Source organism: Methanomicrobium sp., from assembly GCF_055145805.1.
In genome coordinates this window covers 1-9,094 of sequence record NZ_JBSREC010000080.1, presented here as the reverse complement: position 1 = coordinate 9,094, position 9,094 = coordinate 1, and the positions used below count along the sequence as shown (strand labels likewise).

11 protein-coding genes and 1 tRNA gene are annotated in these 9,094 nt (G+C 39.8%); 4 read left to right on the top strand and 8 right to left on the bottom strand.

Translation table 11 applies throughout. The features are described 5' to 3' along the window. Positions 1 to 248 precede the first annotated feature (248 nt). Complete coding sequence (locus ACTB1O_RS07400) at positions 249 to 1,298, top strand: DUF3089 domain-containing protein (protein WP_462994498.1); 1,050 nt, start codon at positions 249 to 251, stop codon at positions 1,296 to 1,298. A gap of 29 nt (positions 1,299 to 1,327) precedes the next feature. Here ACTB1O_RS07400 and nth read toward each other — a convergent pair whose 3' ends face one another. The 3 genes from nth to pyrH form a co-directional block, all read right to left on the bottom strand. Continuing rightward, on the bottom strand, positions 1,328 to 1,978 hold the full coding sequence (gene nth, locus ACTB1O_RS07395) for an endonuclease III (RefSeq protein WP_462994497.1): 651 nt from the start codon (positions 1,976 to 1,978) through the stop codon (positions 1,328 to 1,330). A gap of 15 nt (positions 1,979 to 1,993) precedes the next feature. After that, positions 1,994 to 2,068: transfer RNA gene (locus ACTB1O_RS07390), tRNA-Pro, on the bottom strand. Between the two features lie 64 nt (positions 2,069 to 2,132). Next, entirely contained in the window at positions 2,133 to 2,837 is a 705-nt protein-coding gene (gene pyrH / locus ACTB1O_RS07385; RefSeq protein ID WP_462994496.1) for a UMP kinase, read from the bottom strand. A 156-nt stretch (positions 2,838 to 2,993) separates the two neighbouring features. On the opposite strand from pyrH, the gene amrS reads away from it, so the two are divergent. Further along, positions 2,994 to 4,004, top strand: a complete 1,011-nt coding sequence (gene amrS, locus ACTB1O_RS07380; RefSeq protein WP_462994495.1) for an AmmeMemoRadiSam system radical SAM enzyme — start codon at positions 2,994 to 2,996, stop codon at positions 4,002 to 4,004. 35 nt (positions 4,005 to 4,039) lie between these two features. After that, the gene (locus ACTB1O_RS07375) at positions 4,040 to 4,528 is read left to right on the top strand and encodes a Mut7-C RNAse domain-containing protein (RefSeq protein WP_462994494.1); all 489 of its coding nucleotides are present in this window, start codon (positions 4,040 to 4,042) and stop codon (positions 4,526 to 4,528) included. Between the two features lie 8 nt (positions 4,529 to 4,536). On the opposite strand, the gene ACTB1O_RS07370 is transcribed toward ACTB1O_RS07375, so the two are convergent. Together ACTB1O_RS07370 and ACTB1O_RS07365 are read right to left on the bottom strand one after the other, a co-directional pair. After that, positions 4,537 to 5,202: a flavodoxin family protein gene (locus tag ACTB1O_RS07370; RefSeq protein WP_462994493.1), complete on the bottom strand. Its 666-nt coding sequence runs from the start codon at positions 5,200 to 5,202 to the stop codon at positions 4,537 to 4,539. Further along, positions 5,199 to 5,594, bottom strand: a complete 396-nt coding sequence (locus tag ACTB1O_RS07365) for a hypothetical protein (protein ID WP_462994492.1) — start codon at positions 5,592 to 5,594, stop codon at positions 5,199 to 5,201. The genes ACTB1O_RS07370 and ACTB1O_RS07365 overlap by 4 nt, the downstream gene beginning before the upstream one ends. A 136-nt stretch (positions 5,595 to 5,730) precedes the next feature. Between ACTB1O_RS07365 and ACTB1O_RS07360 the strand changes: the two genes are divergently transcribed. Further along, a complete protein-coding gene (locus tag ACTB1O_RS07360) occupies positions 5,731 to 7,077 on the top strand; it encodes a mannose-1-phosphate guanylyltransferase/mannose-6-phosphate isomerase (RefSeq protein WP_462994491.1) in 1,347 nt (448 codons plus the stop codon). A 73-nt stretch (positions 7,078 to 7,150) separates the two neighbouring features. Here the strand turns inward: ACTB1O_RS07360 and ACTB1O_RS07355 are convergent, their stop codons facing one another. The 3 genes from ACTB1O_RS07355 to ACTB1O_RS07345 all read right to left on the bottom strand — a co-directional run bounded on the left by ACTB1O_RS07355 (position 7,151) and on the right by ACTB1O_RS07345 (position 9,064). Beyond that, positions 7,151 to 7,588, bottom strand: a complete 438-nt coding sequence (locus ACTB1O_RS07355; protein ID WP_462994490.1) for a phosphate-starvation-inducible PsiE family protein — start codon at positions 7,586 to 7,588, stop codon at positions 7,151 to 7,153. Between the two features lie 135 nt (positions 7,589 to 7,723). Beyond that, positions 7,724 to 7,933: a hypothetical protein gene (locus ACTB1O_RS07350; protein WP_462994489.1), complete on the bottom strand. Its 210-nt coding sequence runs from the start codon at positions 7,931 to 7,933 to the stop codon at positions 7,724 to 7,726. A 78-nt stretch (positions 7,934 to 8,011) separates the two neighbouring features. Continuing rightward, complete coding sequence (locus ACTB1O_RS07345; protein WP_462994488.1) at positions 8,012 to 9,064, bottom strand: hypothetical protein; 1,053 nt, start codon at positions 9,062 to 9,064, stop codon at positions 8,012 to 8,014. Positions 9,065 to 9,094 lie beyond the last annotated feature (30 nt).

Here is a 9,094-nt window from a genome sequence, read left to right as displayed (position 1 = left end):
GGCATGGTTTTTGACAATTCCGTGCGCAGCAGTGGTTTCCGGAATTGTTTATTTCATATATGCATCGCTTGTTCTTTGAAATAAGAGGTTATTTTTAAATCTCTTAATTTTGTTTAACAAAGCAGGAAAACTTTTTTTTAATATGATTTATGCTTTATAAAGTTTTAAAAATAGAATTGCAATCTGTTTTTGTCCTGTTTTGGTGTAAATGATCTGATTTTAATAATGACATCTGCCTAAATTATGTCATGGTGCGGAAAATTCGTTCTCCTAAGATCACAAAAAGAATATTCTGTCTTTTAATTGTCGGGTTATGCTTAATTACCACATGCGGCTGTATCAATAATGAGAATTCGGAGTTAAAAAATGAAGATTCAATATCATCTGAGGTTGTGAATACTATTCCTGATGTTAATTACGGGGATTCATACAACTGGGTGTCAATTCCTGACATAGAAAATGAAGTGGATGTATTTTATGTATATCCGACTGTCAGCAGCAATGCCTCAGGTTCAATGCTTATAACTGATGATGTGGACCGGGCACTTGCACAGGGCATTTTAGAGGCACAGGCAAGCGTTTATGAACCTAATGCAAATGTCTTTGCCCCTTACTATCGTCAGATGTCAACCGGCGTTGATATGTCGGGTTCCTTACTTGCAACTGATACTGAGGAATTTATGCAGGGTTCGCAGGATGTTTCAGATGCCTTTGATTATTATATCAAAAATCTCAATGAAGGCCGGCCTTTCATAATCGCAGGTCACAGTCAGGGAACAATGGCGCTTATAGAGCTTATTAAGGAGCGTTTTGGTGACGATGAAGGGCTTAAAAGCCGGATGGTTGCAGCGTATCTTATTGGTTATACAGTAACAGACGATGATCTTGCAAAAGCAGGACTTACGGCAGCAAAAGGTCGCGACGACACCGGAGTTGTGGTCACCTACAACACCCAGTCTCCAACCTCGGTTGGCGGACCTATGCTTATGGAGGGTGCACACTGCATCAATCCGCTAAACTGGAAGACTGATTCAACATACGCAAACGCCTCCGAAAATATGGGTGCAAGATTCTATGACGATGCAACAGGCGAATTCCTTCGTGAGGTTGCAAATTACAGCGATGCACAGATAAACCTCGAAACAGGTGCACTGATGACAACAATTCCGGAGGGCGAGGCTCTCGATATCGGCTCTTATCCTGAAGGTGTTTATCACCGCTATGACTATGCATTCTGGTATCGGAATCTTGAGGAGAATGTCGGTGACAGAATTTCAGCGTTCTTAAATAAGAACTAAAAACAGATTTTATAAATCCTTAAATTTTTTTACTGTGAACTTTTTTCAATATAATATCTGCAGTACTCTTTTAAGCAGCATTCATCACATTTCGGTTTTTTTGCGTCACAAACCGCTCTTCCATGTGATATCAAAAGAAAGTTGATCTTTCCCCATGTCTCTTTTGGCAAAAGTGCGGTTAAATCTCTCTCTATTTTTTCAGGATCAGTATTTTCAGTAAGACCTGTCCTGAAAGCAACCCTTTTTACATGCGTGTCTACGGCTATGCCTTCATTAATCCCGTATGCGTGGTTTAGGACTATATTTGCAGTCTTTCTTCCAACTCCGGGGAGTGTTACAAGTTCTTTTATTGTTTTTGGTACTACTGAGTTGAAGTCTTTACACAAAATCCCGGATGCTGTTATTATGTTCTTTGCCTTTGCGTGGTAAAAGCCGGTGCTCAGTATGATATTTTCAACATCTGATAAATCTGCATCTGCAAGACTTTTGCAGTCAGGATATTTTCTGAAAAGTTCATTTTTTACTTTGTTTACAGTTTTATCTGTTGTCTGTGCAGAAAGAACTGTCATGATAAGAATCTGAAAAGGGTTTTCAAACTCAAGAAAATTGAAATTCGTATCTTTATTTACGTAAAGATTTTTAAGAACATAGTAAATTTTGCATGCTTTGGAAGTCTGCATAAAAAAACACGTATATGGGGTAGGGCAGATTCGAACTGCCGTCAAAGCGTCCCAAACGCTCTAGGATGGACCAGGCTACCCTACTACCCCGTTTGTGACATCATATATTCCACCGGTGTATTAAAAAATGTGCCGATTTAATATTGATTGGATTTCAGAGCGGCAGAAGTTTTTTATTGGTTTTACTGACTAAAGATCCATTGAATTTGCCTTTTAATAGTGCAAGTCGTATATTTTCAGTATCTGTTCCGTCAAGAACAATCATAGGTATGTTGCTTCTCTGAATTATTTTCGCGGCGATTAAATCAACCACATTGTTTGAACCCGCACTCATCTTTCCGCCTGATACTATTGCGACGAGTTCGTCAGGTGTCATAAAGTCAAATTTCTCTGCCTTATCGTTTTTTCGTGGATCTTCTGAGTATATACCGTCAACCGATGTTGCGTTTATTAAAAGATCGGCTTTTGTTCTCTCGGCGAGAACTGCTGATACAGCATCTGTGGTCTGTCCGGGTGTTACTCCGCCCATTACCACAATTTTTCCTGATTCTGCGTATTTTAAAGCGTCTGTGTAGTTTTCTGCCACAGCAGGGTATGCTTTCTCACCCAGTGCCCAGGAAAGAAGTGATGCATTGATTCTGGTTATAAGAATTCCAAGTTCGTCTGAAGTTGCTTCGTCAATTGAGAGGTCACGCGCAACATTTATGTACCTTCTGGCCTCCCCGCCGCCTCCGATTACTACAAATACCTGATATTTTTCTGATAATTCCATGAGAATATCGCGGTATTTATCAATTTTATTTGATTCAAGCGAAGGAACAAGAATAGAGCCGCCAAGCGATATTACAATTTTTTTCATACCAGAACTAAAGTTTGGTTTTGATACCATATATTCTTTCTAAAAAATATGATATAATTAAAAAGAGATCAGATCCTTATTTTTTATTTTTAAAATGAGGGTAAAAGTCATTAGGGATGAATGCAGAGAAAAGGTAAAAGGTGGTGTCAAAATTATATGCATGAAGCCCGGCTTTATGAAAAGAAGGATAACCTTTCTGTAAGGTGCAGTCTCTGCAGCCACAGATGCACAATTGCGGATACAAAAACCGGAATCTGCGGGGTCAGGATGAATCGTGGAGGGATTTTATACGCCGAAAGCTATGGCAGAGTTAGTGCCGAAGCAGTTGATCCGGTGGAGAAAAAACCGCTCTTTCACTTCCTTCCCGGAACCAGTGTATATTCCCTTGGCGGAATCGGATGCAATTTCAGATGCAGCCACTGTCAGAACTGGGAGATATCACAGTGCACAACAGCGGGTTTTCTTCACAGTCTGAGTCCTGAGGCGGGTGTTATGAAGGCCAAGGATTACGGCTGCAAAAGTATTGCATGGACGTATAATGAACCCACAATCTGGCATGAGTACGCAATGGATATGGGAAAAATCGCATGTTCGGAGGGTCTTGGCACAATTTATGTCACAAACGGCTATATGACCGAAGATGCGGTAGCTGAACTATCCGGGATGTTAAACGCATTCCGCGTTGATATAAAGGCATTTACCGAGAATTTTTATCATAAAGTATGCAAAGCAAAACTTCAGCCTGTTCTTGATGCAACAATAAAGGCAAAAGAGTGCGGTATGCATATCGAGACTGTAACACTTTTAATTCCCGGTTTAAACGACTCTGATGAAGAGATAAAAAAACTTGTAAACTGGGTATATGAAAATCTGGGCGAAGATACGCCAATGCATTTTACAAGATTTCATCCTGATTACAATATGACTGATATCGGCCCCACTCCTGTAAAAACTCTTGAAAAGGCATACATGCTTGCAAAAGATGCGGGAATCAGATATCCGTACCTGGGTAATGTCTGGTCACATCCCTTTGGTAATACCTGGTGTCATGAATGCGGGGCGCTTCTTATCGAACGTGACGGGAATACTCAGATGAGGAATCTAAAAGGTAATTTGTGTGGAAAATGTGGTGCGAGGATTCCTGTTGTTAATTCCCCCAAGCAGTAACCGCCGGTATTTTTCGGTAAAAAAGTGTGGCAGAGATGAATGAAAAAAATCTGTTTTTAACAGACAGGATGCTTGGAGTCCTGACCCGTTATCTCAGATTTATGGGATATGATACAAAGAGTGCAAATTCACTTGCCCCCGGAGATCCGCGTGAGGATACTATTCTTCTGGAAATTGCAAAAAAAGAGGGGAGATATCTGTTAACACGCGATCGCGAACTTGCAGGCAGAGGTTCTAATAATAATGCACTTTATCTTGAATATGATGATGTATTAAGCCAGTTAAAGCAGCTTTTTTGTCTGGAGCTTATTGAAAAACCTGAAAAAATCGGAATGCACAGATGTGTTGTCTGCAACTCGGTTTTACGGCCTGCAAATCCGGATGAGATAAGAAATGCCTCGTATGCCCCTGCGGGGAAAACAGATGTGGATTTTAAGTGGTGTGCTTTTTGCCGGAAACTTTACTGGACGGGGACTCACTCTGTTAATATGGAAAAAAGATTAAAGGCTGTTTTTTGTGATTGATTTATCAGTCAAAGCCATCCCTGTTTTTTCCAGTAGTCAAATTCATGCTGCCAGTTGTCTTTGTTAATTGTCACAAGATACTTCATTCTCTCTCTCATCTCTTTATGAAGAATATCCTGTTCAGGCCAGGTCTGCCTGATTTTTATTGCATCCACAAGCATCCCCCCCATATTGTAAGCCTGCTTTTTTGTATCAGGCATCCCCTCGGGGTTTGAACCTATGTCGATGTTTACTTTTCCTACCGTATTTGCGCCGAGAATCTGAAGAGTATTGTTAAGATAATCTGCAACAAGGTCTGAATTTGAGCCTCCTGCGGTTGAGACAGAAAATCCGTATTTGTCTGTAAACTTCTGGCAGTGGATTGAGTCTGCAAATCTGTCAAGGAATGTTTTCATCTGGCCTGTTACCGAGTTGATGTAATTTGGTGAACCGAGAATTATTCCGTCGCTTTTTAAAAGTTTATCCAGTATCTCTTCAAAATCATCTTTTCTTACACATTTTCCCTTCTCATAGCATTTGCCGCATCCTTTGCAGGATTTTATCTCCTTTTTACAGATGTCGATAATGTCTGTCTCTGCTCCCTTACTCTCAGCTCCCAAAAGCCCTTCCTTTACAAGAGCAAGTGTTGCACTCTTTTTGCCTCTCGGACTTGCACAAAGTCCTGTTATTTTCATTTATAATCCTCGGAAATATCAACGCCAATTGCGTAGTTCTTACTGCATTCGCCGTCTAAATTTACAGAAAAGGCCTTGTGATCATTTTCGTCAATCACTTCAAAGAATTTGCTTTCCGTATCTGCAATCTCCCCTGTTGCCGCATCTTTTAGGCTGCATCTTACCATTACATTCAGTGCAGGGCCGTTTCCTGTATTTACAACGTCAATTAATGATGTGTAGTAGCATGAGCCGTCAGGGCTGTAGTGTTTTTCAGGAAGAGATACAGTCTGTGCAAAATCGTGAGTTGTACTCATATCTCCTGACTGTGATGTTGTGCACCCTGCAAAGAATACTGATGAGATTATTATCAGGGCGATTACAATAGGCTTTATCTTAAAAATCATTTTCATAATCAACAAATCCTTAATTTCAGTCATTAATTCTGGAAGGGAATAAACCTTTTCACAAATTAATAATAAAATAAGAACTGATATCTCTTTTAAAGTATCAGAAAAATAATAATATCTTATATCCGGTGAAATAAAGATGAAAACAATAATTCTTGCAGGCGGAACAGGCACCCGTCTGTGGCCCCTGTCCCGTGAATATTATCCCAAACAGTTTCTGAGTATTAACGGCAATTCGCTCTTTCAAAACACTTTTTTAAGGGCTCTAAAATTATGCAGTCCTGAAGAGATAATCATTGTAACAAATGAAAAATACCAGTTTCTTGTCAAAAATCAGATAGATGAACTGGGATTTAACATTCCGGAAAATCATATCCTGAAGGAACCTGTTGGCAAAAATACGCTTCCTGCGATCATGTGGGGCGTAAAAGAGATCTGCAGGGATTTTGGCGACGATGAAATAATTGTTTTCCCAAGCGATCACGTTCTTTCTGATGATTCTGTTAAAATATTTAAAAAAGCGGCAGGTCTTGCAAAAAGAAATATTGTAGTCTTCGGAATAAAACCTGACTCCCCTAATACAGGATACGGATACATAAAACCCGGAAAACACCTTGATTTCGGTTTTGAGGTCGATGAGTTTAAGGAAAAGCCCGATCCTGAGACTGCAGAGAAATATCTTGCCTCCGGCTATCTCTGGAACAGTGGAATATTTCTCTTCTCATCCGGTATTTTTTTAGCAGAGGCAGAAAAGTTTCAGCCTGAAATGACTACTGAATTTTCTGCTGATGAGTTAAATTATCATTCACTTGATTCTGTATCCATAGATTACGGTCTTCTGGAAAGATCCGGGAAGGTTGCGGTTGTGCCGCTTGACTGTTTATGGAACGATCTTGGGAGTTTCAAATCGATATACCAGATGCAGACCTGTGATCAGAATGGTAATGCAGGGCCCGGGGAATTTCTGGATTCTAAGGGAAATTACGTCTCATCGGATAATAAGAAGGTTGCACTTATCGGGATTAACAATACTGCTGTTATTGACTCGGGTGATGCACTTTTAGTATGTAACCTTGACTGCACAGAGTCTGTTAAGGAACTGGTCCGTATTTATCAGGAGAGGGGGGATGATATCACAAAATATCATCTTACAGTAAACCGTCCCTGGGGATCTTATACTGTTCTTGAAATGCATGACTTTTTTAAGATAAAGAGGGTTTCGGTAAAGCCGGGGAGTATCCTTTCACTGCAGAAGCATCATCACAGAAGTGAACACTGGGTCGTCGTAAGCGGAAGTGCTGAAGTGACCATTGATTCAGAAGTAAAAACACTCTCCCAGGGGCAGAGTACATTTGTCCCTGCCGGAATCAGTCACAGGCTTGCAAACCGTGGAATAATTCCTCTTGAGGTTATTGAGGTTCAGATTGGAGAATATCTCGGGGAAGATGATATAGAAAGATTTGACGATATCTACGGAAGGGTATAAAAAAAGGAAAAATTAATTTCTATAATTTTTTTATTTCGTAAAAATCCTTTATTTTTTTAAAAAGGATGAAAAATTATTGTTTGCAGGGTTTTAATGCGTCTGCTTTTTTAACGAAGTAGTAGCCGGCTGTCAGGGCAATTACTATTGCACCAATACCTAAAAGTTCAAAATCGGATGCTGTAGCAGGGTCAAGAACAATTATTTTTCTTGAAATTGCTATTATTGCAAGTATTATTACTATACCGACTTCCAGTTTCTGTGTTTCAAGGAAGGATTTTATGGTCTCCATAAGCTCTATTCCTATTAAAATAAGCAGGAAAAACTCAAAAAACTGTAAAATCCCGCGTGCTCCAAGGAGATACAGCGAATCATCGTAGAACAGGGTATATATTATTATAACTAAAAGTTCGTATAATGAAAAGACAATAACTACTGTCAGTACTATCATTAAAGCGAAATATACCGCCAGTTCGATATTTGTTATGGCTTTTAATATTTTTTCGTTCATCATCCTTTTTGAGAATCTATTTTTATAATATATATTGATAGTGTTGTGTTTTTTAAAATCCTGCAAAAATCAGCTTTAATTGAATATTTATCTGATTATGATGCTTAAATTTCACCTGATTTTTAGATCAGCCTGATCTTAGTGTTTACCGCAAAAATCTGTTCTGACAACTTTTGGCCCGTTTGTGTCAACGGCGTAATATGAAGGGTTTTTTATGAGATCTGATACATTTATCTTCATTTCTATCAGGTTTTCATAACTGAAAAGCTCTGAAATGGTCTCATCTCCCAAAAGGTATGATACCTGTAAACCGTTGAAACTTTTAGCAACCCCGATTATCTCTTTCATATTTTTTCTCTTTAGGTATGATTGGGTATAATGTTTCCCCTGAAAATAATTTATTATATTTTATTATAATCCCGTAATTCAGGACATCTGATTCTCTAATTTTCCCGGCATTCGCCCTGTCTTTCCAAGCGTATAGAGATTTTGGATTGCAATACCTGCGACTGTAAATCCAATTACTGTTGTGATCCACCAGCCGAGCAGGAACAGGATGCAGATTACGGTCATCTCAATACTATAGACTGAGAAAAAGTGATAGTCATAATCGACAAAGGCCGGAGTCATACGGATGATGGGATCGAGTAATGAAATTCCGAGCAGGAATAGGCCGAAAATAAAGAAACAAATGATAATCTCAGTCCATATCTTCTTAAAAAACAAAATCGATCTCATAACAGCATCGGGCAGACTCTTATTTTCCAGCACCAGCATTGGAATTACGAACATGGTAAGGACGAAAAGCAGGACGTTTACAAACATTTTGATGAAGACGAAACTTATGGCCGATAACAGGATGTCAGGAATATAGTAGACAAAGGGGATGGAAAACGCAAATGTGACCAGTGCGGGGTAAAGATATCCGTAATACGGGTGATGCACGATAATGGTATAGATTGCTGTTCCCAAAAGCGCCAGAATAAAGGACCATCCCGTAATTGACTGCACATGACTTTTTGCACGGGACAATCCTTCACGGACGGTTACCGGTTGTCCTGTGCTTTTCGGGTGTAAACTCAGGATAAGGCCTGCAAGCAGGAAGTTTAAACAAAATATACTGATCATTTCAATAGCAAACGTCAGAACAATTCCGGGCTTGTAACCCAGTGACCAGTATGAGTAGCTGCCGGAAAATACTATTAGGGATATTTCTGCAAGGGTCATTAAGATTATCACAAGACCTGCCAGAAATGAGAACCAGAGCAGCTGTTTATTATTTATCAGTTTCTTTATGCTGTCCGATGCAAGGTTAATTCCCCGGCTGATTCGCCCCTGTCCGCCTGTCCCGCCATCCGGCTGTGCTGAATTCCGGGCTGCAGGCGTGATTGTGTGCTCTGCTTGTTTCGTGCTTATGGCAGGGGCATTCGGGCACCAGCCAAATCTTTTTTGAATAATCTCTGAAGTTTTGGCTGTCATAACATTACCCTCACTTTTTCAAAGAGATCT

What these genes read in the sequence shown, in the direction of transcription:
- ACTB1O_RS07400 (WP_462994498.1), top strand. Translation starts at nt 249, where the DNA reads ATGGTGCGGAAAATTCGTTCTCCTAAGATCACAAAAAGAATATTCTGT.
- nth (WP_462994497.1), bottom strand. Translation starts at nt 1,978, where the DNA reads ATGCAGACTTCCAAAGCATGCAAAATTTACTATGTTCTTAAAAATCTT.
- pyrH (WP_462994496.1), bottom strand. Translation starts at nt 2,837, where the DNA reads ATGAAAAAAATTGTAATATCGCTTGGCGGCTCTATTCTTGTTCCTTCG.
- amrS (WP_462994495.1), top strand. Translation starts at nt 2,994, where the DNA reads ATGCATGAAGCCCGGCTTTATGAAAAGAAGGATAACCTTTCTGTAAGG.
- ACTB1O_RS07375 (WP_462994494.1), top strand. Translation starts at nt 4,040, where the DNA reads ATGAATGAAAAAAATCTGTTTTTAACAGACAGGATGCTTGGAGTCCTG.
- ACTB1O_RS07370 (WP_462994493.1), bottom strand. Translation starts at nt 5,202, where the DNA reads ATGAAAATAACAGGACTTTGTGCAAGTCCGAGAGGCAAAAAGAGTGCA.
- ACTB1O_RS07365 (WP_462994492.1), bottom strand. Translation starts at nt 5,594, where the DNA reads ATGAAAATGATTTTTAAGATAAAGCCTATTGTAATCGCCCTGATAATA.
- ACTB1O_RS07360 (WP_462994491.1), top strand. Translation starts at nt 5,731, where the DNA reads ATGAAAACAATAATTCTTGCAGGCGGAACAGGCACCCGTCTGTGGCCC.
- ACTB1O_RS07355 (WP_462994490.1), bottom strand. Translation starts at nt 7,588, where the DNA reads ATGATGAACGAAAAAATATTAAAAGCCATAACAAATATCGAACTGGCG.
- ACTB1O_RS07350 (WP_462994489.1), bottom strand. Translation starts at nt 7,933, where the DNA reads ATGAAAGAGATAATCGGGGTTGCTAAAAGTTTCAACGGTTTACAGGTA.
- ACTB1O_RS07345 (WP_462994488.1), bottom strand. Translation starts at nt 9,064, where the DNA reads ATGACAGCCAAAACTTCAGAGATTATTCAAAAAAGATTTGGCTGGTGC.